We start from the raw sequence: 26,795 nt of genomic DNA, 5'->3' as shown, positions 1-26,795 counted from the left end.
GCCATCCTGCAGAGCGACCGCGGACTTCTTGTCAATGACCCCTTATTCAAAATTTTATAGCGTTTCATGATATGCGAGGCCTAACGGCTTAGAAGCATCGGAATTAGTGATGGTCTCCCGTCTGCTTCACGGCGTAGGCAGTAATCCTACCGACCGGGCGGGTTTCCGATGCTGGTTCGCAACAGTGTTGAACTTCGATGGTGTCCCGTTATGGAGGCGATTGCGCAAGCATCCGGAGTATGGCACTGAAGCAAGAGAATAATCGTCTTGATCGAGCTTCGCCTAAGTCACTGTTTGCACCCGCTTTTCCTGCGTACAAGCCGGAGCCGATCCGGAGGATGAAACGCTTGTCCCTGCGTGCATTTCAACTGTTGCTTGGCGTCATTATCTGCGGCTTCGTGATTTCGGCAGGGTATGTTTCGACCCTCGTGGTCAAGCGGCAGTATTCGCTCGAGTATGTTTCCCGATATCGCCCATCCTGGGATGCCAGTCAGGCGTCAAATGAGTTCGTTCGACTTGAGCAGCGCCTTGCCGAGTATGGGGATCCCGGTAGTGATGTCGATGAAGGCGAAATTAGACTGCGCTTTGATATACTTATGGATCGCGCCAAGTCATTTCTCCGAAGCGATATCCTGACCGAACCGCTTCGAGGGTACCCGGAATACGTGGCTGCCCTCCGTCAACTCAGTGATATCCTGCGAACCATTGAGCCGCTTATCGATAATATCGATCAGCCAGGCGCAGCTCAAAAGGCCTTGCAGGCCGTAAAGCCGCTCGAAGCGATATTCATCCAAATTGCTTCCGTCGCTCACTCGTACAGTGCGAACACTGTTGCGGCCGAGCAAGAGGGTCTGCTCCGTATGCACTGGAGGTTCACCGGCATCGTCGCCGGGCTCATTCTTTCCGGATTTATTCTCCTAGCCCTTCTCCTTCGCCACATTGGCTTGCTCAGCGGAGCGCACAAGAAGCTACGCGTGCTCGCCCACCGCGATTCCTTGACTGGTCTTGCCAACCGCGCGCTGTTTCAGGAAACCCTGGAAGGGATCCTGGCAAATCGCGACGGCAACAAAGTTACCCAGGCGGTGCTGCTCCTTGATCTCGACCGTTTCAAAGACGTCAACGACTCGTTTGGGCACGGAATGGGCGATGCCCTCCTCAGGGAAGTCACGACACGCATTAGCAACTGCGTTGCCGACGGTGACGTCATTGCACGCCTTGGTGGCGACGAGTTTGCCGTTCTTCAAATGGGCGTCACCAACTTGGAGGGATGCGCGCGACTTGCGACGCAGATCGTGACTGCTCTTGGTGCCCCTTATTTCATTGACGGGCATGAGATCGTCATCGGAGCCAGTATCGGCATCGCTCTCATCCGAGAGGGAAGGACACCGAGTCAAATCCTTCAGTTCGCGGACCTCGCCCTATACCGCGCCAAGGCGGTCGGACGCGGCACCTACCAGTTTTTCGCTCCTGAAATGGACGAACAGCTACAGGCCCGTCGCCAACTGGAACTCGACTTGCGTAAGGCGATCAGCAATGACGAACTGATGCTCGCATATCAGCCGATCGTAAACCTCAAACTCTATGAAATCTGCGGGTTCGAGGCCCTTCTGCGCTGGAATCACCCCGAGAAAGGAATTATCGCACCGGGTGATTTCATTCCGCTCGCCGAAGAAACCGGGCTGATCGCCAGCCTCGGTCGGTGGGTCCTTCAGCAGGCCTGCACCGAGGCAGCCAAATGGCCAGACCACATCCGCGTTGCTGTCAATCTGTCGCCTGTGCAGTTCCGATCCGGTAATCTCGCCCAGCAGGTGATAACAGCCCTCGATGCCTCCGGTCTTTCTCCAAACCGCCTGGAACTAGAGATCACAGAGTCGGTGCTGCTCCAGGACAATGACGCGACGCTCGCGACGCTTCACCAGCTTAGGAGCATGGGCATACGCATCGCTTTGGACGATTTCGGTACTGGCTACTCGTCCCTGAGCTATCTGCGCCGGTTCCCCTTCGACAAGATCAAGGTCGATCAACTGTTCGTTCGGGACCTCCCCGACGAGGGGGATGCAGCCGTGATCGTTGAATCGATCGTAAGGCTCGGAGCGAGCCTGAGAATGATCACTACCGCCGAGGGCGTTGAGACTGAAGAACAGCTCGTTCGGCTCCGTGCTGCCGGGTGCATCCAAGCTCAGGGCTTTTTCTTCGCGAAGCCAAAGCCCGCCCGGGAGTTGAGTTACAGTTTGGAGAGCGGCCCGGGACTTGAGCGGGCGGCCTGAGCCGTCCACTTCGACGAGCCGTCAACAGGCTCGAAGTTAATGAAAACATGAAAACGGGCAACACTATTTGCTGAGGTAATCGTCAGGTCGCTGATCAATGAGAGAAAGCCTCAGCACCACGGTCCTTTTCCGGTAGAATGGAGCCGGGGGCATGGACCACATTGGCCCCGATCCGACAGCCATCGCCCACGATGGCGCCGAACGTCACGGCACCGGTTTGCTCGTTGTGCCCTCGTGGAGGATGAACATCGCCGTTTAGGCGGTTCGCGACGATGATTGGCGATGACGGCGCCAGCTTCCACGAGCACGTCCGCGGCCAGCAGCCGGTCTCTCACAATGGAGGCCGTGCCGTTAAGCATGATCCATAGGGATATCGACGCTTTCGTCTCCCGTTTCGGCAATATCGCTTACGCGCCGTTCGTGAGCCACATCCCCGAAGAAAACCCGCCGAATCTCAAGGACCTGGACATCCTCATCTTGGATGCCTTGCTTACACGCCGCGCCCCACGCATTTCTCGCTGCCGGAATTGTTGGAACTGTTAGGGCAGGGTGAGCCCAAGCGAGCTATCCTGACGAACCCGCAAGCTGCCTGGGAACATATCGATTTAAGTTTCAAAGCCTTTGTTATCAGCCACAGTTATCTAGCCGCAAAGTTAGAATGTCCGGATCCTGCAATGTAAGAGATCACGCGCAGCAGCTGCATTTGAAAGCTCGGCTTGACGGTCTTAGGTGCACCGTGGGATGCAAGTCGCATGACTTCCTCAAGCCCGCTGCGCGATTTCGCTCTTGCCTTCTATGCCCACCCGGGCGTCAGCCCAGCTTGCCTAAAGCTGCAGGACGAAGGCGGGGTGGATGTACTTATGCTGATTGCTTTGCTCTATGCCGATGTGCGGCTCGGCCGACCGCTCAATACGGCAGGAATAGCGACGCTCGACGCTGAGATCGCCAACTGGCGCCGAATAGTAATTCTTCCCTTGCGTCGCGTTCGGGTTCAGTTAAAGCCCGGCTGGGCTGAAGTGCCTGATGCCAACCGGCTAGCACTGCGCGAGAAGGTGAAGGCGCTCGAGTTGGAGGCGGAGTTCATCCAGCTTTCGGCGATCGAGACTTGGCTACAGGCTCACTCCTCGAATGCCGGTCTGCCGCTAGAGCAAGCCCTGCCGGAGCTTCTCAAAGCTGAAACTCCCAAGGATGGGGCGCTCACCAAAGCCTTCGACGTGGTAGCACAAGCCGCCCGCACACTCGGCTGAGAGGTTCATCCGTCCTTCCACCGCCGGACCAGCCCGGTATCGACGTCGAAGAGATCGAGCATTCGGCCGATCGTGTGGTCGATCATGTCATCAAGGGTCTGCGGCCGTGCGTAGAAGGCAGGTACGGGTGGGGCTATAATCGCCCCCATTTCTGAAAGCTGGACCATCGTTCGCAAATGGCCGCTGTGCAGGGGAGTCTCGCGCACCATTAGCACGAGGCGTCGCCTCTCCTTTAGCACCACGTCTGCTGCACGGCTCAGAAGGCCTGTGGTTACGCCGCTGGCAACCTCAGACATCGATCTTATTGAGCAGGGTGCGACGATCATTCCTGCAGTCCGGAACGAGCCACTGGAAATAGCCGCACTAATATCGGTCGGCGCATAGGTGCGGCTCGCAAGATCGCGCACCTCTGCCACCTTGTATTCGCTCTCATACGCCAACGTGATTTCGGCCGAGCGGGTCATCACCAGATGAGTCTCGACATCAGCTTCTCGCAGGACCTGAAGTAGACGGATCCCATAGATGACCCCTGACGCTCCAGATATGCCAACCACAATACGGCGCGGATTGCTGCTCATCGTCTGACCTTCTCTCTGGCTTTTCAATTATTCATCACACTATGCAATGCAATAGCAATTTGCGCCCCGGCCCTAACTACGATGATGCTAATATAAGTCCACTCGAGCGAAGGCACTCAGCTCAATCGCAATCTTCGCCTGGAGGCGGAATCTGGAAGATAAGCACCATGTTCGTGTGGCGGATGTCCCAGACATTTTCGCCAAGCGCTACGGCCCAGTCCTTCAAGTAGCTCGCACCCGTGACGGAGGCTCTGCAGACGACTATGTGCTGCACTCGGGTGATATCTATCGCCTAGATGGGTCAGATACAGGAGGTCTGGCGCATCCCTAGCATGAAGTCTCTAAAGCCCTCGCAATTCCAAAGCTAGATGTGCCGATAGCAGCAGCCGGACAGCTTTGCCGACTGAGGGCAAAAAGGAGGAGGGGCCTTCGGCCGCCCCATCATGTTTCACGCTCGTGACCGGAACCTCGATCGACCCATTCGCGTAGGTCAATATCGTCTTCTCCAGGAATTGACTTGCGGACGAATTCGGCAGCTCGGCCCCAGGGCATTGTGGCGTCGATGGCGAGCCGGCCCCAGTGATCCTTCTTGGCGTCCCGGTAGAAGCCCGGGATATCATTGAGGATCATGGCCCGGGTATCGGCCCTGCCACGGGTCAGGTAGGCCCACATCACGTCATCTAGATTATAGATGTCGACATCCTCATCCACGGCGATGACGACCTTGTTGTAGTCAAGATAGGAGCCCATTGCGGCCAGCAGCGCATGCTTGGCGTGCCCTTCGTACTGAACCTTGAGCTTGATAATCGTGATCATCACATTCGGCCGGCAGCAGATGTCGATGATTCCCGGCACCTGCGCGGCAACGTGCCGATAGATCCGAGCGGCCGTCACAGCCTCGAGCGGGCGCAGATCCTCGGGCGAGCCGCAGACAAGGCCGTGGAACACGGCCGCGCGGCGATAGCTGACATGGGTGACCTCAAAGACATGATTGTCGCCAACTTCGACGTAGTTCCCCATGAACTCGCCGAACGGGCCTTCCGGGCGACGTTCGTTGGATACGAAGCGGCCTTCGACCACGATATCCACGGAGGCAGGCACCTCAAGGTCGATGGTCTTACAGCGGCGCATCGGCAGCTTCCTGCCCGCGATCTGGGCCGCCATGTTCAGCTCACTCGCCTCGTAGGGCAGGGAGGCGCAGGCCGACAGAAAGATTTCGGGCGGACAACTCAGCAGCAGCGCCGCTTCCAGTGGCTGGCCGCGCGATTCCGCCTTGGCCTGATACCGCGCCAGATCGTGAGTGCCTCCGAGCCGCACTCGAAGCTCCGTATCGCTCACATACATCGATCTATGAAAGGACAGGTTCGGCACGCCACTGTCCGGCTCTCTCGCGAGATAGATCGCCGAGGTGAAATACGGGCCAGCATCCCGCCCGTGATAGGTGATCGCAGGCAGATCGGAGAGCGTGCCGGAGACGAACTCGGCTTCGACATCCGAACTGGCTTGTTCAAGCACGTCTGCATCGCGGCTAGCGAGGCAGGCGTCGGTCAATTCGATCCAGCGTTCGCAGAAGCTGCATTCACCCGCGCCGATCAGCCGTTTCAGGCGCTCATGGCTGCCATAGAGATTGGAGATGACCGGCAACTCGCTGCCGCCTACCTTCTCGAAGAGGACGGCCTGCTCACCCGCCTTCTGCACGGCTCGGGTGACAGCGGCAAGCTCATGACACGGATTGACAGGGCGCTTGACCACGGCGAGTTCACCGCGTGCCACGAGATCTAGAATGAAGTCCTTCATTTTCCTGCTTTACCCGTGCTGTTGTTGCATTACGTAATTTGATCACGTTAACCAGTTACGCCTTGCAGCTAAACTTGCTCAGTGGCCTCATGCAAACGTCTCCTCTCATCTCGAAATGCCGCTAAGTCCTGACCGAACGACTTCCATGCCGCGAATTAGCACGGCCTGCCGCCACTCAGGCTCATCCGGGTAATAGGCGTGAAGCATCAGTGCTTTGACTTGTTGCGCCTTGGGATGAGCCACGCCACCATTGAGATGCAGCCAGCCATCGAAGCGTACCGCGTCACGCACAACTTTTTCCGATCGGGTGCCAAATTCCAGGCCGATTGGGGTCCAGACCAGCCATGGCGCAGCCCGCTTGTATCCATCTAGAATGGAGGCTGCGCTTCCTGCATAAGCCGTGTTTGCGCTTTTCGTATGAGCGACCGTGCCGTACCAGTCGCTACAGCGTTTGCCCTCATCGCTGTCGGGTGCCATGCCGCTTAGGCATTCTCCAAAGCCGAACGGGCCTAAACCAGTGTGTACATCGATCAAGCCGCATATCTTAGCCGACTTCAAATGATCGTTGGCAATCTGCGCAACCGTCCTTGCCGACCATGAGGGCGCCAGCCCACCGTAATAGAGGCCCTCAGGGTGCGAATACTGACCGAGCTTGATGGCAGACCGAAATGCCAGTTCGCCCCTTTCCGTCCGATAGGTTTCAAGCTTTGCATCAGAGGCAGCTAGCGCATCAGCGGAAAAATCCTGCGGGATGATGAAATCTGCTACATCTCTGTAACCGGGATTATCGAGGCTGCCTGGTGCATCCCAATCGATGAAATGCCGGTTGAGATCGATATTGTCTTCGTTGAACCGGCGGTTCCAGGCATAGCCCCAGGGATTGATCGCATGGACCAGAAGGAGCGCTACATCGCCGTCGTCTGAAAAGGTCGGTTCCTCCAGTGCGGACAATTGCAAAGCCGATCCAGGGTAGCCCTCGACGCCGTGAAGGCCAGACTCCAAAATCAATACGCGACTAGCGTCCGCCGGACCGATACGCGCGACATCTGTCGCCAATGTCTCGTTGGCTGGACCGACTTGTGGATGGAGATAAGAGGTCACTGGCATATTCTTCGCGCGAGCGCTCGCCAGGAAGCGCTGCCGGGCTTCGGAATAGCTGCTTGAGAAGAAACCTATGGTCATGGACAAACCTCTTCTTTTGAGGTCCAATAGTTTAGACTTAAAGTAAAAATGCAAGTGGTCTGCCGCTTGGAAAGGGAACGGTTGATGAAAAAACTCCTTAAATGGTCCACGGCCTTTGGTGCACTTATGTCTCTGGTTCTTTCTGCCTCTGCCGTCCGGGCCGGGCAATCCGACGACACGCTTCGCGTGGCGCTTTCACGAGAAACGGATTTCATCGATTCCATCCACACAAGCAGCGCCGACTCCGATCTGTTCGGGACGATCATCTTCGACACCCTGATTTATGCCGACCGAGCGACGGGCGATTTCAAACCGCTGCTTGCTTCTTCCTGGAACTGGACAAGTGACAAGTCGGTTGAATTCAAGCTGCGCCAGGGAATCAAGTTCCAAAACGGAGAGACCTTCAACGCAGATGATGTTGTCTTCACCTTCAAGCAACTGATGGACATGAATAACAAGTTCCGTCAGCAGCAGCAGGATTTTGGCAACATTGCTTCCGTTGAAAAACTTGACGAATACACCGTGAAACTTTCCCTCAAGCAGCCGGAGCCGACCTTCGAAAACGTGCTTGCTTCGCGTGTGGGCATCTGGCCGAACGAATACACTGAAGCAAACGGCCACATGATTCATGCGACGAAGCCGGTCGGCACCGGTCCGTACGCGCTCAAGAGCATGCAGAAGGGCTCTTCCTATACGCTGGTAAGGAACGACAACTATTTCGGCGGCACACGCCCCAAGCCGACGATTGGGACTATCGAAATTCGTGTCATCCCCGAAACGCAGACGCAAATCGCGGAACTCATGTCAGGCGGCATCGACATGGCGCTTTCGCTCTCTCCGACAGATGTCACGGCGTTGCAGGGTGCACCGGGTGTCATTGTACAGACCGGCCAGGCGACGCGGATGTATTTCCTGAGCATGAATGTCGCTGGCAAGGACAACAACCCGCTAAGTAACGCTGATGTTCGGCGCGCCATCTCTTATGCCGTGAACAAACCTGAAATGGTTCATAGCCTCGTCAGCCCCGATGCTGCCGTCTTGGCAACCAATTGCAATCCATCACAGCGGTTCTGCATCACTGACGTGAAACCGGTTTACGAGCTCAATCTCGCCAAGGCCAAGGAACTGATGAAAACGGCCGGTTATGCCAATGGGTTCGATGTTACGTTGATGGCTGAAGCCAACATCCGGGCGATCGGCGAAGCATTGCAAGGGTACCTGTCAGCAATTGGCATCCGGGTCAGGCTTGAGACAATGCCACTGCCGGCTTGGCGCGAACGCTATATTAAGGGCGAATCGCAGATGAGCATTGTTGGTTGGGGCAGCGGTGTAACATCATTGGACATTTCGAATACACTCGGCATCTTCTTCAACGGGTCTTCCACCGATTACGTGAAGGACAAAGACATCACCGAGTGGAATGCAACCGCCTTGCGCACAACGGACAAAGGAAAGCGTGAGGAACTCTATCGCAACACGCTGACTCGCATTAACGAACAGGCCTACGTTCTTCCCCTATACGGCACGGTCGCAACCTATGTCCTCTCGGAGCAGGTCAGGTATCAAGCTCCGGTAATCGATTTCCCGGACATCTCGCTTGCAGGTTGGGCGAAGTAGGAGACAAAGCGGATACGGTGATGCTGAGCTTCGTTCGGGGCAAACTGCTCGTCTCACTTCTCGTTCTGTTGACGGTGTCGTTGGTAGGATTTGCGCTCCTGCATCTTTCCGGCGACCTTGCCGCCACGCTTGCGGGAGAGAATGCCAGTGCCGAACAGATTGAGGAAATTCGACGATCGATGGGGCTCGACCGGTCTTTACTGGCCCAATATGCCAGTTGGCTGACCGGGGCAGCGAGAGGCGATCTCGGCACATCCTTCTTCACCCGCGAGACAGTGTTTTCGCTGTTCATGGCCCGGATCGGCACCACCGCCATCCTCGCCGTATGCGCCCTTGTCGTCGCCCTCACAATCAGCCTGCCGCTGGGTATGCTGGCTGCATTACGACCTAACTCTTGGCTTGACCGCTTGGTCAGCAGCTTGGCTTTGAGCGGTCAGGCATTACCCAGCTTCTTCCTGGCGTTGATGATGGTCAGCATCTTCGGCGTCACGTTACGGTGGCTCCCCGTTTCAGGCTCCTCAACTCCGCTTCATTATATTATGCCTATTGTGGTGCTGGCGGTCGGCGCAATCCCGGCGCTGATGCGACTGACACGGTCCGGTGTAATGGAAGTGCTCGAACAGGATTACATCCGAACAGCCCGCTCCAAGGGCATACCGACGGCTCGGATCATGCTGAACCACGCAATGCGCAACGCCATATTGCCGATTATATCGCTTTCAGCCGTGCAACTTGGCACGCTTCTTGGAGGTTCGGTCATCGTCGAATCGGTATTCGCCATCGATGGGATTGGCCTTCTGACATACCGATCAATTCAGAGAGGCGACTTCCCCGTCGTGCAGGCAATGCTGATGTTCGTTTCCGCGGCCTATATTGTCCTGACATTGCTAGCTGACATCCTGAACGCATGGCTGGATCCTAGATTGAGGCAGAAGCGCTGATGGAAGAGATACAATCATCTCTTCCGGCGCCACGGCGCCTGCGTATGCGGCGAGCGCTCCAACATGGCGGCTTCATCTTTGGTTTCGCCATTCTGTTCGTCACGATTGTCATCGCGATATTCGCGCCGTTCATCGCGCCGCACGACCCCATCGCTCAGAACCTGGGGGTGCGGCTGCTACCCCCATTGTGGATGCAAGGTGGTCGCCCAGACTATTTGCTCGGGACCGATCATCTTGGTCGCGACTATTTAAGTCGCCTCATCTACGGTAGCCGCGTTTCGCTGATCGTTGGCTTCTCCACCATGTTAATCGCAGGGGCAATCGGATCAGCGCTTGGCTTTGTCGGCGGATACTATGGAGGACGGACTGATGACATTGTGACCTATGTCATCAACTGCAGGCTCAGCATGCCCGGCCTGCTTGTTGCGCTGGCCGTCATTTCGCTGGTAGGCGGCTCTCTGGCCACCATCATTCTCGTTCTCGGGCTGCTTTTCTGGGATCGCTACGCTGTGGTCGTGCGAACGGCGACACAGCAAGTGCGCAATGCTGATTTTATAGCTGCAGCGCGAGTTGCTGGAGCCTCGGCACCGTGGATCATCTGGAACGAGATCCGGCCTAACGTTCTCCACCACATTCTGGTCATTGCCACTTTGGAAATGGCGATGGCTATTCTAAGCGAGGCAAGCTTGTCCTTCCTCGGCCTTGGCATCCGCGCGCCCACGCCCTCATGGGGCCTTATGATTGCTGAAGGCCGAAGCTTCCTGTTCGCCAAACCGTATCTCGTTTGGGTTCCAGGCATCGCCATTTTCCTGCTGGTCCTGGCAACAAATCTGCTCGGAGATGGATTGCGCGATCTTTCGCAGCCGGAGGGCCGCCGATGAGCCCGCTTCTCGACATCGAAGGCCTCCGGATCGACATCCCTGGTCATGCTGGTCTCCTGCGCGCAATTCGCGGCATCAGCTTTTCGATCGGGGAGGGGGAAAGCTTTGCGATTGTCGGCGAGAGCGGCTGCGGCAAGTCGCTGACCGCCATGTCTGTGCTCGGACTTCTACCACGCAGCGCGGTCCTTTCCGCCGAGACCATGTCTTGGAAGAACCAGGACATGCGCATGTTCGGGCGCCGCCAGTGGTCTCATTTGCACGGACTAGGGATCGCCGCAATATTCCAGGAGCCAATGACGGCGCTCAATCCGGTGTTGCCCATCGGCGATCAGATGATCGAATCTTTCCTTCATCATCGCCTTGGCAACCGTAGGGCGGCTCTGTCCCGTGCAGGGGAGTTGCTCGAACGCGTCGGGGTTGTGCCGGTGGAAAGGCGCCTGCGACAGTATCCACACGAAATGTCTGGCGGACTGCGCCAGCGTGTCATGATCGCCATGGCGCTGATGTGTCGTCCTAATCTGATGATCGCTGACGAGCCGACAACCGCCCTCGATGTTACGACCCAGGTGGAAATCCTCGCTCTGCTAAAGGAACTGCAGGCGGATACCGGTATGGCCTTGATGCTCATTACCCATGACCTCGGGGTTGTCGCCCACGTTGCTGACCGGATGGCCGTCATGTACGCCGGCGAGATTGTCGAAACCGGCTCTGTGGCCTCCGTCCTGACGCGTCCGGCCCATCCCTACACCAGCGCACTTCTTTCTTGCCTACCGACGCGCGGCCAGCCACTTATCCCTATTCCAGGCGTGGTGCCGGCACTAATTGGAGAGTTGCAGGGTTGTATCTTCCGGAACCGCTGTGGGTTTGCGATGCCTGACTGTGCAAGTCAGGTCCCAGAACGCGAGGTCGCTCCGGGCCATGCTTATCGTTGTCTACTTGCACGTGACGATTCGGGATCGACGACAGACTCATCAGCCGCGCCATTGGAGGCATTCCAATGACTTCGCTCCTGGAGGTGAACAATATTAGCCTCGCGTTTCGGCAGCGAACTGGTTTTTTCTCGCCACCTCAGCTTATCCCGGCTGTGAAGTCCGTTTCAATGCAAGTGAGAGAGGGCGAAGTGATGGCCATCGTCGGCGAGTCCGGCTCTGGGAAATCGACACTCGCCAAGCTTGTGCTGCGCTTGCTGATGCCGGATACAGGATCGATCACGATCGATGGCAGGCCATCAAGCACGCTGAGCCCGCGGGACTTTGCGAATCTCGTGCAACCGGTTTTCCAGGATCCTTATTCATCTTTGAATCCTAAGCGAACCCTTGCGGACATTATCCAGATGCCGCTCATTGTGCGCGGCGGCGTTTCTGCAAAAGAATGTCAGGATCGTGCACGCGAGCTCTTCGGAAGGGTGGGCCTGCCGATGCGTCTCTTTCATACCTATCCGAACCAAATCTCGGGTGGGCAGCGGCAACGCGTTGCAATAGCGCGTGCCTTGATGTTGCGTCCGAAGTTACTCGTCTGCGACGAACCGACGTCGGCACTGGATGTCTCCGTCCAAGCACAGATCCTCAAGCTGTTCGAAGAGCTCAAACAGAGCTTTGGCCTGACCTATCTTTTTATCAGCCATAATCTGGCTGTGGTCGAACGCATAGCCGACCGCATAGCTGTTATGTATCGCGGAGAGATCGTTGAACAGGGTGAGACTGCACCTTTCTTCGCAGCTCCTCGTCATCCCTATTCCCGCATGCTGCTTTCGAGCGTCCTAATACCTATTGCAGGACGGCCATTGCCGCTTGTTTCGCGCGATTTTGAGACATCGGTAAGCTGTGAGTCTCCTGCGACGGAACGCCCGATTGTGGCCACTCGCGGCTGCAGGCCATAAGCTCGCCAACCTTCTAAGGATTCAGGGCTGCAGGGACGTCGCTGGGACCGAACCTCTGCCCCGAATAGAACCCGCGTGGTGCAAGCCAGGCGGGTTTTCTTGTACCCGTTCTTCGCCGCATGACGACGGAGTTGCGACACGCCAGGAAGCGTTGGACAACATCGTTGACAGTCGATGTTCACCGGTGGTTCACCAGCCAGGGAGCATCGTTGGATATCGGTCGCCCGACTGGTGCGGCCTCTCACCGCTTGGCGGAGCCGGCCGGAGAAGCCCGCGACGACTTCACGATCTTCTCCGCACTCGCCTCACGGCTTGGGGCAGAGGAGGCTTTCACGGAGGGTCGCAACGAGGAGAGTTGGCTCCGGCATCTCTATGGCTTGGCGCGCCAGCGCATCGCCGCTGCTGATATGGACATCCCTGATTTCGATGCCTTCTGGCGCGAGGGTGTGACCCTGTTGCCGGAACACGTAGCGGTCAAGCCGCTCCTCGCCGACTTCCGTTCTGATCCGGTGCGGTTCCCACTTACGACCCCATCCGGTTTGATTGAGCTGTTCTCTGAGCGGATCGCAAGCTTCGGCTACGCGGACTGCCCAGGCCACGCCGCGTGGTTGCCATCCCAGAAATGGCTCGGGGCGCCTGCCGCAGATCGCTTCCCGCTTCATCTGATCTCGAACCAGCCGGTCACAAAGCTGCACAGCCAGTATGACCATGGCAGTCATGCCCGAGATGCCAAAATCGCTGGACGCGAGCCGATCAGAATGAACCCGCAGGATGCCACACGCCGTGGGCTTTCAAGCGGCGATATCGTGCGCGTCTTCAACGATCGTGGTGCTTGTCTGGCAGGCGTAAGCGTTTCGAATGACGTGCGTCCAGGCGTCGTCCAGTTGTCGACAGGGGCGTGGTTTGATCCCCTTGAGCCGGGCATGCCTGGTTCACTCGACAAGCACGGCAATCCTAATGTTCTGACGCCTGATCGTGGCACATCCGCACTGGCCCAAGGACCCAGTGCACATTCCTGTCTTGTTGAGGTCCAAGCTTACGATGGCTCTGCGCCGCCCGTCACGAGCTATCAGCCGCCACCATTCCTGCGAGGATCGCAGTGACTGTGGACGGATCGAATTAAGGGCTCTTGCTGGCGCCTTCTATCGGCGACAGCCGGCATGAGGCATCACATGACCAGCTGACGTTGCACTTGGACCACCGAGTTGCTGGAGGACCTGCCGCGCCGCAAGCGGCCTTCGCCCCTTCAAGGAGATGGCGCTGGTGAGCCAAGGGAATGGCATATCTTGAATGTAAATCATCCTCGGCCCTCGGCCCTCGGCAATGGTGCTTTCGACGGCGGCCCGATCAGCCACATCGCGACCCGCCGTGTGACCTTCCGGCTACAGACATCAGGGCCGAAATCGGACACATAACACGAGCCGAGTGACACGGTTTGATCGCCCCTTCCACCGTCTTCCGGAACTCGCCGCAGTCATCGAGGTCTTCATCATGCCGCCGACAGAGGTTGCAGCGCCTATCTTTGCTCCGACACATGCCCCGACATTCACGCAGGCTGCTGCGCGGTTTGTCGTCTCGTTTGCCGCCCTGATTGGCCTGAGCCTGCTGCTGACGGCGCTCTGAGTCCATATTATTCGGCGCCTGTGCCCGCGGCGATACAGCCAAAACGATTGAGATTAGGTATTGTGCGTTACCCTTGAAGGAAAGGCTGGGGGGCTAATCCTCCCTGGAAGGGAAGCGCCTCTGCCATGCACGGGGCGCTTCTCTTTGTCTGCGGCATCTGACCTTCACCAGTTGCGCTCTTAGGTCACTGTCTTTTCCAGCTCCAAGTCATCATATCTAGATAATGCGCAAACCAAAGCCGTTCTCGGTTGAGATCAAGAAATCCCGTGCACCAGGGCAGGGAAGCCACCTGCCGCCGAGGCGTCTGTTCGAGCCCGCGCCGGTGGCGAGCAGGAACCTCCAGATCGAGACGCCACACGTTAAGGCTGAACCGGCAGCCGCTCCCCGCATTCTGCCGAGCATCGTCAAAGCGGGAGAGAGCCGGCCGGAGCCCGTTGAGCCTGTTCGCTCCAAGCGCTCTGAAGCAACGGCCAATCAGAAGCAGATGGCGTTCGACCTGGCGCCCCTGGTCCAGGCGGACGAGGAAAAAGCCATTCCAGTTGCGCCAGTGATCGCCAATGCATTGTCACATGCCGACAGTCCTGCCGCTGAAAAGGATGCAGTGCCGGTCCGTAACGCCGAGCCCGTGCACGATGGAAGCGTAGGGGTTGCTGCGCGGAAGGCCAGAGAGAAGGCCTCCAAAGGTGTGAAGCACAGTGAAGCACCTCACCCTATGACAGGGAACTTAGCTCCCAAAGCCGGGACGATCATGGCTCCGGCATCGGAACCCGCGAAGGCAGAGGCCTGCCGATTGACTAAACGTCAGGCCGCCGCCATTCAATTGGCAAGGCACGAGCGCTGGAAGCGGCGTCTGCATCCCGCCTCTTGGTAGGGAAGATAGAGACAAGAGCACGATGCGGGCCTCGGCCGGGATACATCGCTTCCGAGTTCAGCATCTGATAAAACCCTGTGGTCAACTAGACCGATATTTAGCAGAGTTTTAAGCTTTCCCTTGCCCGGACATTTCAAATTTGGCTTCTAGTCGATGGGACTATAGGGGCCAAAATGACAATCCGAAATCTTGTAGCGGTGCTCGCAGGGACGCCGCTTTTGTTAGCCTGCGTCAGCACCGAGACCGTCCGTTTCCAGGCCAATGCCAATCAACAGGCTATGGTCCGTGACGGTCGCCAAGCAATTGCCTCGAAGAGCAAGAACTCGATCGTCCTCGTGAGTCCAGCATCCCGCGAGTTTCAATCTGGAACCCGGCCGGTCTTCGTAATCGGCATCAACAATCTCACAAAAAGCCCGCTCGAATTCGCGGTGAGCAACATTGCTGTTCATCAGAAGTCCGCGGACGGCAGGGTGGTCGCTTTGCCCGTGAAGACCTACGAGAGCCTTGTCGCTGAAGAGCGCAGCAAGCAAGTTGCACAAGCGCTTTTGGTCGGCCTAGCAGCAGGAGCTAATTCGTTCGCCGCGTCCCAAGCAGGATATGGCACGGCCCGCGCCAACGTTTACTCCACAACCTATACACCGTACGGCTCATACAATCGTGTCAGCACCGTTACGGCATCCTATTTCGATCCCACGGCCAATGCGATCGCTCAGGCAAACGCAGCCGCGCAGAACGACGCAATGATCGCAAGCACCGTGGAGCAGGGTCGACAAAGCCTTGCGGGCCTCGAGCAATCAGTCCTCAAGGACAATACGATTCTTCCAGGTGAGTGGTATGGCGGCCAGTTGCATTTCGAGCCACCTCAGTCTGACGGGAGCGATGCGCCTAAATCATACCGGATCAATATTGTAGTCGGATCTGACGTTCACGAGATTGAGGTCCGACAAGAGGCCGTCAAGAGTTAAATTGCCATGCGTGTTCCCTGCACCATCATCGCATTACTGATTCTCTCGGTTTCCGAAGGGTCTGCGGTTGCCAGTGACCGCAATTTCGGAGGCTATGAGTGCACAGATGACTGCTCTGGCCACAGAGCGGGCTATCTCTGGGCAGAGCTTAAAGGAATAACGGATCCAACTGACTGCCCTGTTCCCAGGAACTCTTGGTCATTCCATGAAGGTTGTCTGGCCTACGCTGAGGACCCTTTTCGTGGTGCAGACGAGGACGATGATGGAGAAGAGATCGAGTAGGTCCCCGAGTTCAATCCTTCTCTGTTCGTCTTCTGCGATTCGTTCAAATCCGCGCGCTCGCTTCCTGAGACGGCTTCGATTGTCTGCCTCTTTCTAGCGCCATTGAGCATTGGAACTCCCAGCGGTCGGCGCGGTCTTCTTCAGGCCCGAGAAAGCCCCGACGAACCGCTGGGCTTCGCCTACACGGTCCTTCAGGAAACACCATCGGGCAGTCTTGTTATGAGTATAGGCCCTGCATTGCGCCTCGGATCGGCAAAGGGACGTACAAAGCTCCAATGAGACCTCTTTTTCGACCCGATAGTCTCCCCCGGGAATGTCGAAGTCATCGGCCGCAATAAATTCCTGTTGCGGTTGCGGCGGAGGAAGGGAGGGCAATGAGGGCTGCAGCACTGGTGGAGTTGGCATGGGCCCTTTCGCAGATGCTGGAACCTGGAGATCAGCAACGCTGAAATTCCCATCCGACCAAGGGCATCTGGAGGCAAGTGCCAAGGCGTCGTTGATATCCAATCCGGCATGCTGCATCGTCGCCAGATTGGCGGTCGGCGCAACTGGTTTGGCATTCGGCGATTTTCGGTCTGCCAGTTCGACCTTAACCTCAACCCCATTGACCTTCGTCAAAGTGTAGCACCAAGCCTGGTTCCAGGATGTGTCTGCCTCATTATCGAAATGATGACCGACGCTGACAGTCCAGGTCCGGCCCAGCAGCTCAACTTGCCGATTGGCGAACTTGGTGAAGTTCGTTGTTATGATGTCGGGCTGTGTTGGTGCCGGGTCGGACTTGGTCACCGGAATATCTGGCGGACGCGGAGCCGGGGCCGGTGGCTGTGGCACTGGATCTGGTATGGCCTGCGCTTGGATCTGTGGCACTTGACCGGTAAGGTTCGGATTCCGATCGAGCGCAAACTTGATTCCGAGACCGATGCCGATTGCGACTAACGCAATCGCTGCTCCGGTAGCGATGCGCCGAATGGCAACGGCCTTATTTGTCTTCTCAAGCGCTTCAGCCTGGGCCTGCAGGGTGGGAATCGAGGCCCGAAGCAAAACCTGCTCGATGGCTTTCTCGAGCAATGACGTGTCATGCCGCACTTGCATTGGGGGCGCCCTTAAACTTAACCTGAATCAGGTCGGCAATTTCGGCTGGCAGATCCTGCTGAAGCGTCTTACGAACAGCGTTCGGATCGTCGGTCAGGATCGGTACGTAGAGAACCTCCTTGATGATCTTTTCGACAGGCACCTCTACGCGCTTCTCCACTTCCTTTTCGACCGGGACCTCAACCGGCACCTGAACCGTCCGGGTACGCTTGAACCGCCACCGGATGAGCCAACGGCGCAGGTAGTCGGAAAGTGTTCGGGTTCCTCTCGTCTCCCGAACTTCTGCGGAGCGTTGCAGTCCGAGAGCTACAATGGCGGTCAGAGGTCCTGCAAGGGCAGCCAGCGCACCGAGCGACCCAAACCAAACGATGGAGATGAAGCCGGCCTCCTCGACACTCACCACCTCCGGATTTTTACCATACAGCCTGCCGGCCAGGCGCCGGATCTGATCGTTGCGGGATGTGACGACCCGCTCTTTCTCAAGGATAGTAAGCTCATTCTGCAGTTGGGTGACCCTCACCCGAAGGCGTTCTGTTTCGAGAGCATTCGCGGCCGCTTTCTGCTGCGCATCCTGCAGCTGAGAGAGGGTTCGATTGCGACGGTCCTGCCATGTTGTCTGGAGGTCGCGGACTTCCTGCTCGAGTAGGTTCTGGCGCTCGACGAGACGACCACGGGCCTGTTTCTCAGCTTCAGTCTCACTGTTTTCCAGGGCTGCCTGTTGCTCTCGCAGAATACGCAGGTCTCCTTGGAGCCGTTGCTCCTCCACACCGAAACGCTCCCGGATCGCCGGGACGGGATTTCTCAATCGCGCCAGTTCCTCCTCCAACCGGCGGACCGTCGCCTGATCACCCTTTTCACGTGCCGTTTCAATGCGTTTCGTGAAACTCTCTCTCTGACGCTCAAATGGCTCAAGCTGGACGCGAATTTCATTGTCCCGCCGCTCGATGAGTTGTTTGAACTCCGTGTCCTTTGCTGCAATCTGTCGAGCAAGCGATGCATATTGTGGGTTCTGCAACTTCAGGTTCTCAATCTGACTTTGAACCCGCTGGATCTCGTCTTGCTTCCGTTGGCTTTCGGCGGCTTCCATCTCATTCAGCCGATCGACCTCTGCCTTAACATCGGCGACATGGCTAGCAGACGCGAGGGCGACCAGTGACTTCTCGGTACTTTGGAGCTCAATCTGAGCTGCATTCTTCCGCGCCTGAATTTCCTCATATTGGATCTGCCGTTGAGTGGACGCACGCTCCAGGCCAAGGAATACGGTTTCGAAGGTGATCAGCGCCAAAAGGCAGAGGGCAATCGCAAGGACCGGTTTCCAGATCCATCTGACCGAAAACAGCAGGGTCGCGATCGGAATCTTCGTCAATTCAGCCAGAGCGACCATAAAGAATGGAGCGCTGGCCAAGGCCAGGTCCAGACCGCTGACCGATAACTCGGTGCCGAGGCTCGCGCTGTAGGCCTGATATCCGAGCGCAAGACCTGTCGCCAACCCGATCGAGGCGGCGACGATCTCAAGCGCCCAAGCCACGCGGTAGGTCCACTGACCATAGACCGCCAATTTCGCATTAAACGCCGACGCCATTCATGCCCCCGACCCAGAACGGTAGTTTCACCATCCTGAAAAAGCTTAGCCTTTTCAAGGGAGTTCTATCGAACACTGAAAGCAAAGGGGAAACGCATTAGTATTTTGGTTAAGCGCTGAGGTGGTAGTTTGAACGGTGCAAGGCGGCGCCTGTCTCGACTACGAGACGCTGCGCCGCGAACTGCCACCGCATATCGAGCCGGCCTATGACGGCCTCCAGATCGAGATGCGCTGAGACGGTCAGCAACTGCCGACTCGATTGCGCCGTCAAGGAACGGTCAGCTGAAAAGGGCCAAAAGCCCATCTCCCTCAAGGAGTTCATCAATTTAAGTTCCATAAGATATGTTATGCGAAATGTTATCTCGTTAATAAACGACTTACATCAGGAGCTAAAAAGTAACAACTTTCGGCTAAAGCGATTTACCTTGTCCCTGCTAGAGTTGAACCATGGTGAGCTTGCCTCCCACACCGGAACTCAACGGTTATACGGCGCTCCTAAGCGAGCTCAAGGAGCGGATCCGCGCCGCTCGTCTCCGGGCTGCCGTCGCGGTGAACCAAGAGCTGATCCTGCTCTACTGGAGCATCGGCCAGGACATCCTTGTCCGACAGGCATCGGAAGGCTGGGGAGCTCGCGTCATCGACCGGCTCGGCGACGATCTCAGACGGGCGTTTCCGGACATGACCGGCCTCTCAGGGCGAAACCTCAAATACATGCGGGCGTTTGCCGAGGCCTATCCTGACCAGGAGATCGTGCAACAGGTTGTTGCACGATTGCCGTGGGGTCACAACGTGCGCCTCGTCGAGACCGTTAAGGGTCCGGCCGAGCGTCTCTGGTACGCCCGTCAAGCCATCGAGCAGGGCTGGAGCCGCAATGTCCTGGTCCACCAGATCGAAAGCGGCCTGTACCACCGCCAGGGCAATGCTATCACCAACTTCGAACGGACCTTGCCATTACCCCAGTCAGAGCTCGCCAGGGAGCTGATCAAGGATTCCTATAGCTTTGACTTCCTGGCACTCGGTCCCGACATGTCCGAGCGCGAACTCGAGCGCAGCCTCCTGGATCATCTCCGCTCCCTCATCCTTGAGCTCGGCAAGGGCTTTGCCTTCGTCGGCAGCCAATATCCTCTTCAGGTGGGTGACCAGGACTACTACCTCGATCTGCTCTTCTACCATCTGCGTCTGCGCTGTTTCGTGGTCCTCGAACTCAAGATCGAGGACTTCAAGCCAGAGTTCGCCGGGAAGATGAACTTCTATCTCTCAGCCGTTGATGACCAGCTTCGCCACCAAACTGATGGGCCAAGCATCGGGATCATCCTCTGCAAGGGAAAGAACGCCGTGGTGGTGGAGTATGCCTTGCGCGATTCCGCCAAGCCGATGGGGGTTGCTGAGTACCGCCTCTCTCCCTCGCTCCCGATCCAGCTCCAAGGCAACCTGCCAACGGCTGAGGAACTCGCCCGTGAATTCCCCTTGATGTCAGCTGTGAAGCTCCGGATCGAAATCGAGCGCGAACTGCGCTTTCTGCTGCAAGCACGCGGCCGAAGCACTGGTGGTATCGGAATCGGTCCTATGCTCCAGGAGTTGGACTTGGACGGCATCGCCCTTGAGGGTGTGGATGAGTCGAGATCGCGCTGCAGGCGATGAACCAGGCTTCTCATGGCCTCGATGTTGATCCAGACGCAGCGAAGCAAGCCATTGAGATTGGCACTCGGGTCTTAGAGGCACTGAAGCGCTTGAACAGCCGCTGACCACCCGACGCGGATGTTACCGAGGGGACGTGCCAGCCGCCGGCACTATCGGACATGGGGGATCGTGTCGGCGTTGGCTCTGGCCTATACTGGCCGCCGTGAATCTTGGTTGGATGGCTTGTGATGGATGATGCGACGCTTCGGATCCTCACGATGGCTAAAGAGATGGCTGGCAGCGAGCAGCGGGCTGCGATCTGGTTCAAGCATCAGCCGATTCCGGGCTGGGACGGAAAGACAGCGTCTGACCTCGTCCGCGAGGGTAAGGCAGATCAGGTCCTCGCTTATCTCGATGCCTTAAGATCCGGCGTCTATGCGTGATCCAGAGGAGGCTCGCGAGCTTGGTACACGACCTTGTCACGACCGACCCCGAAATCCTGGGTGGTACGCCGGTCATCAAGGTTACACGCGTCCCAGTCTGTTGACGCGGCGGCATCCATGAAGGCGGAGATCTTGCGGGATCGCATTCTGGCGGCTTCGGCTAGACTTCTTGTCAAAACGTTTGTTATGCGAAATGTTATAATAGGTTAATGGACATACCTGAATCCGCCTTTGCGCCTCCCCTCATGCTTGTGAACGGTCAAACTCTTGGCAAGCATAGCAGCGAACCACTCTTGCAGTTCCGCAGTTATTGACCTAATTTATGCAGTACCGCAGGGAGCGTAGCATGAATGGAACTCTACAGGCTGTTGCCGAACGGATGCCGGTTGACCGGCAGCGACTCGCGCTTGAGGGCTTCTTCAGCATCATGGAGCACTGGGAGATCGACAACACGGTCGCCCGCAGGCTTCTTGGCTCGCCCGCCGAACGAACTTTCTATGAATGGAAAAAGGGTAAAGTCGGGCGTATCTCCGAGGACACCCTCCGCCGGATCGGCTACATCGCCGGCATCTGGAAAGGACTGCAGATCGTCTACTCGCAGCCCGATCTTGCAGACAGCTGGATCAAGCGGCCGAATGCCTTCTTCGGCGGACAAGCTCCGCTCCAGCGCATGGCCGCGGGCGATGTCACCGATCTTGCTGCCGTCCGTACCTACATCGATGCTGCCCGTGCCCCCTGGTCTTGAGATCGATGAGTCCAAGGTTGAGTGGACCCAGGCTTGGCGCATCATTGCCTCACGCTTTCCACCCATCCATCTGTTCGAGCGCGTTTCGTCCAACCCTGCCGTCTGGGATGCGTTGATCGAACTTGAGGAGATCACCAACCCCCGCGTGCGGGATCAGGTCGGACAGATCAGGCTGGTACCGCCGGAGCGTCGGGTGAGCGGCGTCAACGCCTCTTGGGTGATGGCGTCCTTCACCCACGTGAACCCCAAAGGGTCGCGCTTCTCCGATGGGACGTATGGGGTGTACTACGCAGCCGACAGTCTTGAGACGGCGATCGCGGAGACAATCCACCACTTTGCGGCGTTTGCACGCGATGCAAATGATCCTGCCCGGCGAGAGGATATGCGAGTGCTGGTTGGCAGCATCTCGAACAGCTTTCATGACGTGAGAGCTCTGCTGCCTGAAGAGCACCGTGCCGCGGTACTCGATCCAAGCGAGTATCATGCGGGCCAAGCCCTTGCCCGTTCACTCCGCGAGCAGCACAGCAACGGACTTGTTTATCCGAGCGTGCGCCTCCGGCATGGACAATGCGTTGCGGCTTTCTGGCCGGATGTTGTCGGCATCCCGCGCCAGGAACGTCATCTCCAGTACGAATGGAATGGCCAGACGGTGACACGCTACTTCGACTATAGCCTGAGCGAGTGGTTCCCTATCCCGACGGCCTCGTAAGAAATTTACAACAATCTCCTCACCGCTCGCACATATCTAACAATTTGCCCTTACTTCATGACACGCAATTCCAAGTCTCCAAATTGCCTACTCCACCGCTGTTGCGACAGCATTAGGTCTTATTGATCAGCCTCTTGGCATCTTACGGTTAAGGCGCTAAGTGCCTGCTCATCTCCGCGGCTCACTTTGATGCCGAACGGCCGAGACATAGGATTTTTCGTCTCGGATTCTTTTCTACTAACGATCAGGATTATCCCAATGTCCGGTATCGCACGTCAGTTCGAGCCGCAGATTACCCGCAGTGGCGGCGCGCCCTCGAAATTTCGCTTTACCGTCCACTGCTCGGACTGTGCCGCTACCGACAGCTACGAAGCGTCAAGGCCCACCAGCAATGACGCCGTCAGGGGCTACTTCACGGATCGCGGCTGGCTGCTTGGCCGGGCGGCATCCTTTGACGTTTGCCCAGCCTGCCTCGCTCGTCCGCGTGATGGTCAGAAGATGGAGCCCGCCGGCCAGCGTCGCGAGACCAAAGCCATGGACGCGCGGCAACGGGACACGGCTGACATCCTGGCCCGGCACCTGGGCAAGCCTGAGGCTCTGGCAGCCGAGGTCTTCCGGCCTAGAGACAGGCAGCCCGCCCCGCCACAGGCGCGAGACACCAAGGCTCCGCCTGCACCGTCTCCTGCCCTGTCCGATAAAGCAGAGCAGACCTTCGTCGCGATCGCGGCGGACTTGAAAGGCCTGCGCGCCGCCGTTGAGCTCATGGCCGCACAGATGAGCCAGTTGGTGGCGCTTGGCAGGAGTCAGATCGATGCCCTTGCCAATCTGCCCCCTGCCCTCACCCAATCGGCTGAGGGCCTCTCGGACGGACTTCGGCAGGTTGCCCGTGCCATCGAGGCATTCCCACCGGTGCTGCCACCTGTGCCGGATCACGTCACCCCGGCGGAGGCTGACGCAGGTCCCGCCCAGACGCAGGCCGTCGATGCCGAGCCAGCACCCATTGCAGAGCCGCAGGTGCATGAACTGCCCCAGCGGAATAAGGGTAGGCGGACGGCGAAGAACGAGACCGTCGCGAGCGGGCCTGCCGATATCGTAGTGAAGTCCATTTCAGATGCCAGAGGCACGAACCGGTACTACACCTCGATCCGCCTGCCGCGCGCGCTATGGGATCGGGCGGGATTTGGATCCGATGACCGCTTGCTGCTCGACTGGAGCGGCACGGCTCTGAGCATCGAGCGGGCACCCGAGGGCGGCGTGAAGCCCAAGTCGATCGGCGGTACGACGGTGATCCTTCAGTCCTGGAAACTGGGAAACGTGAACTTGGATAAGCCCCGATTCACCAGCACGAGCGGCTCCCTGCAGTTGATCGACACCAAGAAGCAACCAAGGGGCTGATCATCGCGGGGCAAGTGCGGCCTGCCCAAATGAAATCGAACGCACCCTGCTATCGATATGTCTAGGGTCCGCTTGACATTAATTTATAACGTTGATAATGCTCGCCCATACGACCGGGCGGCCACTTCACACGACCCGCGTTGTCATGGCGACGTAGAGCGCTTGGGATTCTGATCGGGCTTTGAGGCCACATCCCCCGGTCACTGTGCAGATGGGTCCCCGCGGCGGCCCCTGCAGGGAAGTGGCTCGCGGGGTGCGTTCCTTTAGTCCTGCCCGTGCCGAATCCAATGCAGGTCATCCCATACTCGGATGGCTTCAGTGATTAAAACTTCCCCTGCCCTCGCCTTTGCATCGTCCTGCCAGCGTTACACACGTGCTTCATTCATAACCGAAGCCCTGGGCTCGAGGACGCCGTGCGATCTCCAAGTTGACAGCGCGTCGATTCCAGACAGCCCGCACCAAGGCGGGTTGCCGCTGGCGTTGCTCATTGCCGAGCGAAGGGCGCAATTTGGCGCGTCACCAGAATTCCATAGCTGGTTAGACTTCTCGCGACGAGTCTACGTACGGATCGAACCCTAATCGGGCTCTCCTACGCCGTTGAAGCATCGCATGACGCTGCCCCCTCGGGACGCGGCTCACCCCACCTTCAAAAGCTGCTGACGGAAGCCCGAACGCGAGGTTCCATGCAGCGCATGTTGCAAGACAAACCATGTCCGATATTTTCCATGCCCGCATCGAGGCCATGCGCCTCAGCTTTTACGACAACTCGCTTAGAAATCGGCTTATCAATCTGCCTGCTAACGGCAGTCGCCGGATGCTGGTTCTAAAAGGATCTGCGCGTGCACTCCGAGATGCACTTGACGCTGGGCAGATTCTTGAGATCGGCAAAGACCTCGAGACACAGATTCCGCTACCACTCGCGCGGGAGATACTCTGCGAGATCCTGGAAGAAGATGCTTTGCTGCAGGATCGGCAAGGACTTTCTGCCATCCGACTTGGTCTTGGCGTCGCCGCCTGGAATCACCCGAAAAGCGAAAAGCTGCTTTATGCCCCACTCATCCTGAAGTCCGTTCAACTGGAGGTCGGGCCTGATCGCATCCTGATGCGTGGTGCACCGCTTTCCGACGAAACCAACCCGTACCTCCTCCGGAACATCGGCATTCCTAAAGAGCATCTGCCGAATGATCTCCTCAATGAACAATGGACTCACAGCGTCAACGAACTCCCTGGCTTCGAGGACCGTGCCGTATTCGGTCTTTTTCCCCAGACCGGTCAGGCCATGGCCGACCGCCTTGACACCGAAAGGCACCCTCAACTGCTGACACATGCGACGCTTCGGCGCTTGGCCGTCGCAAACGATGCCGCCGAACTCGCCGCGACCCAGCCTCCGGCATGGCAACCTTCGATCCTTCAATCACAAAACGCGCAAGCGGCCAGCAGGGACAGCTTTCAAAATGAGATCATTACACTCGTCCGCCAGGGCTGTCCTGAAATCGTTGTCCAAGGACCACCCGGCACCGGCAAATCGCAAACAATCGTTAATTTAATCGCGAATGCGATAGTCGACGGAAAAAGCGTCCTGTTCATGGCCGAGAAAATGAACGCCGTTGAGGTCGTGTGGGAGCGCCTCAGGAAGACCGACTACTCCGCTACTGCGCTCATGCTTCAGGGCACAGGGCTCGACAAGGCAGGTATCGCCAGCCGCCTTGGTGTCACTGAAAGCTCTCACATCCAGAGCATACTAATAGCCTGTTCGGAGCAGGCGCGTCCTCGAGCTATCCTGACGTCACCACAGGCCTTCGCTCTGTACATACCACAGGACTGGCGCTTCGACATGCTGATCATCGACGAGGCGTCTCAGATGCGTCTATCATCAGCGGCCGCAGCTATTGGTACTTCGAAGCAGATCATCGTCTGCGGCGATAGCAAACAAATGCCTCCGAACCCTCCCACATCTTTCAAAGGCACAATTGATACCGACGATATGGTATCAATGAGTCTCTTGTCTGCTGCCGAACGGGTGGGCTTTCAGAGCAAGATGCTCAAACGTCATTATCGATCACGGCACCCATCGTTGATCGATACTTCTAACCGGCTTGAGTACGATACCGAACTTCGAACAGTTCCATCGCCTCTCCCAGCGGACAAGTTTGGGCTCCACTATCACTATGTCGAAAGCGTCTATGATCGCAAGTCACGAACGAACGTATTGGAAGCCGAGGCGATCGTAGAGGCGGTTCGCGGACAGGTCAGAGCGAATCCTGATTACACAATCGGCATCATCACGATGAATGAACCTCAACGCGCCCTCATTAAAACGCTTCTGGAAAGCGACAATGGGAACACGGCCATCCCCGCGACAGCGTGCTTGTTCGTTCGGTCCATCCAGGACATTCAGGGGGAAGAGCGCGATATGATTTTTGTATCGCTTGCGTATGGACGCACCGAGACCGGTGAGTACCACCGGAATCTGGGTCCAATATCTGCCCCACACGGCGAAAATCGTGTCAACGTAATGATGACCCGTGGTCGCTATCGGACATCGATTTTCAGCGCGTATGGGGCGACAACTTTGCCGATGACGGGCAGTAAGGGAGTAGAAGCTCTCCGCTTCCATCTGCACGCCGCCCAAGCTGGGCATCGCGCGTTAGCGGGTAAGCCATTACGACAAAGTCCACTGGTGAAGCGCCTCGCCGCCGAGGACTACACCGTCAGCAGGTTCGGACGCGCACTATTGGTCCGGAAGGATCAAAGAGAACGAGAAAAGATTTCTTCGCGGTATATCGGCATAATCTACCTTACCGGTACCACTGATCCCCTTGAAGAAGAGTCCGAAAAACAGCAGCTTCAGTACGCAGGCTGGATCGTTACCGACTTTTCTCACGCTCTGATAGATGCTGATGATATCTTTGATCGACCAGAGCTTCGCACACTCCTCAGCGCCCTCAATGATATGAGTCTACGCTCGATCTTTAGACGTGCCTGATCGGCGTATGACAGCACCTGATTCCAACGTTTGAATCTGCCAGTATTGCACCGGTTCGCGGGCCAAGTACTGAAAGTATGCAATTCGTAATTC

General features: G+C 57.4%; 22 protein-coding genes and 1 pseudogene. 18 read left to right on the top strand and 5 right to left on the bottom strand.

Annotated elements, in window-relative coordinates; all coding sequences use genetic code 11:
• Nucleotides 1-338 precede the first annotated feature (338 nt).
• A complete protein-coding gene (locus JKL46_RS25105; RefSeq protein ID WP_201838493.1) occupies nt 339-2,267 on the top strand; it encodes a putative bifunctional diguanylate cyclase/phosphodiesterase in 1,929 nt (642 codons plus the stop codon).
• A gap of 752 nt (nt 2,268-3,019) precedes the next feature.
• On the top strand, nt 3,020-3,514 hold the full coding sequence (locus JKL46_RS25100) for a TIGR02444 family protein (RefSeq protein ID WP_201838491.1): 495 nt from the start codon (nt 3,020-3,022) through the stop codon (nt 3,512-3,514).
• A 5-nt stretch (nt 3,515-3,519) separates the two neighbouring features.
• On the opposite strand, the gene JKL46_RS25095 is transcribed toward JKL46_RS25100, so the two are convergent.
• The 3 genes from JKL46_RS25095 to JKL46_RS25085 form a co-directional block, all read right to left on the bottom strand.
• A complete protein-coding gene (locus JKL46_RS25095; protein ID WP_201838490.1) occupies nt 3,520-4,092 on the bottom strand; it encodes a UbiX family flavin prenyltransferase in 573 nt (190 codons plus the stop codon).
• Between the two features lie 441 nt (nt 4,093-4,533).
• Entirely contained in the window at nt 4,534-5,889 is a 1,356-nt protein-coding gene (locus tag JKL46_RS25090) for a UbiD family decarboxylase (RefSeq protein ID WP_201838489.1), read from the bottom strand.
• 105 nt (nt 5,890-5,994) lie between these two features.
• A complete protein-coding gene (locus tag JKL46_RS25085) occupies nt 5,995-7,071 on the bottom strand; it encodes a DUF2817 domain-containing protein (protein ID WP_201838488.1) in 1,077 nt (358 codons plus the stop codon).
• An 84-nt stretch (nt 7,072-7,155) separates the two neighbouring features.
• Here JKL46_RS25085 and JKL46_RS25080 point away from each other — a divergent pair, with 84 nt between their 5' ends.
• The 9 genes from JKL46_RS25080 to JKL46_RS25040 all read left to right on the top strand — a co-directional run bounded on the left by JKL46_RS25080 (nt 7,156) and on the right by JKL46_RS25040 (nt 15,848).
• On the top strand, nt 7,156-8,688 hold the full coding sequence (locus tag JKL46_RS25080; protein WP_201838487.1) for an ABC transporter substrate-binding protein: 1,533 nt from the start codon (nt 7,156-7,158) through the stop codon (nt 8,686-8,688).
• A gap of 20 nt (nt 8,689-8,708) precedes the next feature.
• Complete coding sequence (locus JKL46_RS25075; protein ID WP_201838486.1) at nt 8,709-9,629, top strand: ABC transporter permease; 921 nt, start codon at nt 8,709-8,711, stop codon at nt 9,627-9,629.
• A complete protein-coding gene (locus JKL46_RS25070; RefSeq protein WP_201838485.1) occupies nt 9,629-10,510 on the top strand; it encodes an ABC transporter permease in 882 nt (293 codons plus the stop codon). Before JKL46_RS25075 ends, JKL46_RS25070 begins: the two co-directional genes overlap by 1 nt.
• Nucleotides 10,507-11,511, top strand: coding sequence for an ABC transporter ATP-binding protein (locus tag JKL46_RS25065; RefSeq protein ID WP_201838483.1), 1,005 nt, complete (start codon nt 10,507-10,509; stop codon nt 11,509-11,511). The genes JKL46_RS25070 and JKL46_RS25065 overlap by 4 nt, the downstream gene beginning before the upstream one ends.
• A complete protein-coding gene (locus JKL46_RS25060) occupies nt 11,508-12,389 on the top strand; it encodes an ATP-binding cassette domain-containing protein (protein WP_201838481.1) in 882 nt (293 codons plus the stop codon). Before JKL46_RS25065 ends, JKL46_RS25060 begins: the two co-directional genes overlap by 4 nt.
• A gap of 164 nt (nt 12,390-12,553) precedes the next feature.
• Complete coding sequence (locus tag JKL46_RS25055; RefSeq protein ID WP_201838480.1) at nt 12,554-13,492, top strand: molybdopterin dinucleotide binding domain-containing protein; 939 nt, start codon at nt 12,554-12,556, stop codon at nt 13,490-13,492.
• Between the two features lie 322 nt (nt 13,493-13,814).
• Nucleotides 13,815-14,012: a hypothetical protein gene (locus JKL46_RS25050; protein ID WP_201838479.1), complete on the top strand. Its 198-nt coding sequence runs from the start codon at nt 13,815-13,817 to the stop codon at nt 14,010-14,012.
• Between the two features lie 223 nt (nt 14,013-14,235).
• Nucleotides 14,236-14,883 carry a hypothetical protein gene (locus tag JKL46_RS25045; protein ID WP_201838478.1) on the top strand — a complete coding sequence of 216 codons (648 nt, stop codon included), beginning with the start codon at nt 14,236-14,238 and terminating at the stop codon, nt 14,881-14,883.
• Between the two features lie 173 nt (nt 14,884-15,056).
• Nucleotides 15,057-15,848, top strand: a complete 792-nt coding sequence (locus tag JKL46_RS25040) for a hypothetical protein (RefSeq protein ID WP_201838477.1) — start codon at nt 15,057-15,059, stop codon at nt 15,846-15,848.
• A gap of 375 nt (nt 15,849-16,223) precedes the next feature.
• On the opposite strand, the gene JKL46_RS25035 is transcribed toward JKL46_RS25040, so the two are convergent.
• Together JKL46_RS25035 and JKL46_RS25030 are read right to left on the bottom strand one after the other, a co-directional pair.
• Nucleotides 16,224-17,198, bottom strand: coding sequence for a PAN/Apple domain-containing protein (locus JKL46_RS25035; RefSeq protein ID WP_201838476.1), 975 nt, complete (start codon nt 17,196-17,198; stop codon nt 16,224-16,226).
• Between the two features lie 7 nt (nt 17,199-17,205).
• On the bottom strand, nt 17,206-18,804 hold the full coding sequence (locus JKL46_RS25030) for a coiled-coil domain-containing protein (protein ID WP_201838475.1): 1,599 nt from the start codon (nt 18,802-18,804) through the stop codon (nt 17,206-17,208).
• 447 nt (nt 18,805-19,251) lie between these two features.
• On the opposite strand from JKL46_RS25030, the gene JKL46_RS25025 reads away from it, so the two are divergent.
• The 7 genes and pseudogenes from JKL46_RS25025 (at nt 19,252) to JKL46_RS24995 (ending at nt 26,702) form a co-directional block, all read left to right on the top strand.
• Entirely contained in the window at nt 19,252-20,445 is a 1,194-nt protein-coding gene (locus JKL46_RS25025; protein WP_246529511.1) for a PDDEXK nuclease domain-containing protein, read from the top strand.
• A gap of 242 nt (nt 20,446-20,687) precedes the next feature.
• Nucleotides 20,688-20,867: pseudogene (locus JKL46_RS25020) on the top strand (MbcA/ParS/Xre antitoxin family protein); the annotation flags it as partial.
• Complete coding sequence (locus JKL46_RS36930; RefSeq protein WP_201838473.1) at nt 20,864-20,971, top strand: DUF433 domain-containing protein; 108 nt, start codon at nt 20,864-20,866, stop codon at nt 20,969-20,971. The pseudogene JKL46_RS25020 and the gene JKL46_RS36930, both read left to right, overlap by 4 nt.
• Nucleotides 20,972-21,213: 242 nt before the next feature.
• Nucleotides 21,214-21,612 carry an MbcA/ParS/Xre antitoxin family protein gene (locus JKL46_RS25010; protein WP_201838471.1) on the top strand — a complete coding sequence of 133 codons (399 nt, stop codon included), beginning with the start codon at nt 21,214-21,216 and terminating at the stop codon, nt 21,610-21,612.
• Entirely contained in the window at nt 21,587-22,321 is a 735-nt protein-coding gene (locus tag JKL46_RS25005; RefSeq protein ID WP_201838469.1) for an RES family NAD+ phosphorylase, read from the top strand. Before JKL46_RS25010 ends, JKL46_RS25005 begins: the two co-directional genes overlap by 26 nt.
• Nucleotides 22,322-22,579: 258 nt before the next feature.
• Complete coding sequence (locus tag JKL46_RS25000; protein WP_201838467.1) at nt 22,580-23,716, top strand: hypothetical protein; 1,137 nt, start codon at nt 22,580-22,582, stop codon at nt 23,714-23,716.
• Nucleotides 23,717-24,425: 709 nt separating this feature from the next.
• On the top strand, nt 24,426-26,702 hold the full coding sequence (locus JKL46_RS24995; RefSeq protein ID WP_201838465.1) for a DEAD/DEAH box helicase: 2,277 nt from the start codon (nt 24,426-24,428) through the stop codon (nt 26,700-26,702).
• Nucleotides 26,703-26,795 lie beyond the last annotated feature (93 nt).

Source organism: Microvirga zambiensis WSM3693, assembly GCF_016735695.1.
Taxonomy (GTDB): Bacteria; Pseudomonadota; Alphaproteobacteria; order Rhizobiales; family Beijerinckiaceae; genus Microvirga; species Microvirga zambiensis.
The sequence above is the reverse complement of the archived record's forward strand: the minus strand, read 5'-3'. Positions and strand labels throughout refer to the sequence as shown.

What these genes read in the sequence shown, in the direction of transcription:
- JKL46_RS25105 (WP_201838493.1), top strand. Translation starts at nt 339, where the DNA reads ATGAAACGCTTGTCCCTGCGTGCATTTCAACTGTTGCTTGGCGTCATT.
- JKL46_RS25100 (WP_201838491.1), top strand. Translation starts at nt 3,020, where the DNA reads ATGACTTCCTCAAGCCCGCTGCGCGATTTCGCTCTTGCCTTCTATGCC.
- JKL46_RS25095 (WP_201838490.1), bottom strand. Translation starts at nt 4,092, where the DNA reads ATGAGCAGCAATCCGCGCCGTATTGTGGTTGGCATATCTGGAGCGTCA.
- JKL46_RS25090 (WP_201838489.1), bottom strand. Translation starts at nt 5,889, where the DNA reads ATGAAGGACTTCATTCTAGATCTCGTGGCACGCGGTGAACTCGCCGTG.
- JKL46_RS25085 (WP_201838488.1), bottom strand. Translation starts at nt 7,071, where the DNA reads ATGACCATAGGTTTCTTCTCAAGCAGCTATTCCGAAGCCCGGCAGCGC.
- JKL46_RS25080 (WP_201838487.1), top strand. Translation starts at nt 7,156, where the DNA reads ATGAAAAAACTCCTTAAATGGTCCACGGCCTTTGGTGCACTTATGTCT.
- JKL46_RS25075 (WP_201838486.1), top strand. Translation starts at nt 8,709, where the DNA reads ATGCTGAGCTTCGTTCGGGGCAAACTGCTCGTCTCACTTCTCGTTCTG.
- JKL46_RS25070 (WP_201838485.1), top strand. Translation starts at nt 9,629, where the DNA reads ATGGAAGAGATACAATCATCTCTTCCGGCGCCACGGCGCCTGCGTATG.
- JKL46_RS25065 (WP_201838483.1), top strand. Translation starts at nt 10,507, where the DNA reads ATGAGCCCGCTTCTCGACATCGAAGGCCTCCGGATCGACATCCCTGGT.
- JKL46_RS25060 (WP_201838481.1), top strand. Translation starts at nt 11,508, where the DNA reads ATGACTTCGCTCCTGGAGGTGAACAATATTAGCCTCGCGTTTCGGCAG.
- JKL46_RS25045 (WP_201838478.1), top strand. Translation starts at nt 14,236, where the DNA reads ATGCGCAAACCAAAGCCGTTCTCGGTTGAGATCAAGAAATCCCGTGCA.
- JKL46_RS25040 (WP_201838477.1), top strand. Translation starts at nt 15,057, where the DNA reads ATGACAATCCGAAATCTTGTAGCGGTGCTCGCAGGGACGCCGCTTTTG.
- JKL46_RS25030 (WP_201838475.1), bottom strand. Translation starts at nt 18,804, where the DNA reads ATGGCGTCGGCGTTTAATGCGAAATTGGCGGTCTATGGTCAGTGGACC.
- JKL46_RS25025 (WP_246529511.1), top strand. Translation starts at nt 19,252, where the DNA reads ATGGTGAGCTTGCCTCCCACACCGGAACTCAACGGTTATACGGCGCTC.
- JKL46_RS25010 (WP_201838471.1), top strand. Translation starts at nt 21,214, where the DNA reads ATGAATGGAACTCTACAGGCTGTTGCCGAACGGATGCCGGTTGACCGG.
- JKL46_RS25005 (WP_201838469.1), top strand. Translation starts at nt 21,587, where the DNA reads ATGCTGCCCGTGCCCCCTGGTCTTGAGATCGATGAGTCCAAGGTTGAG.
- JKL46_RS25000 (WP_201838467.1), top strand. Translation starts at nt 22,580, where the DNA reads ATGTCCGGTATCGCACGTCAGTTCGAGCCGCAGATTACCCGCAGTGGC.
- JKL46_RS24995 (WP_201838465.1), top strand. Translation starts at nt 24,426, where the DNA reads ATGTCCGATATTTTCCATGCCCGCATCGAGGCCATGCGCCTCAGCTTT.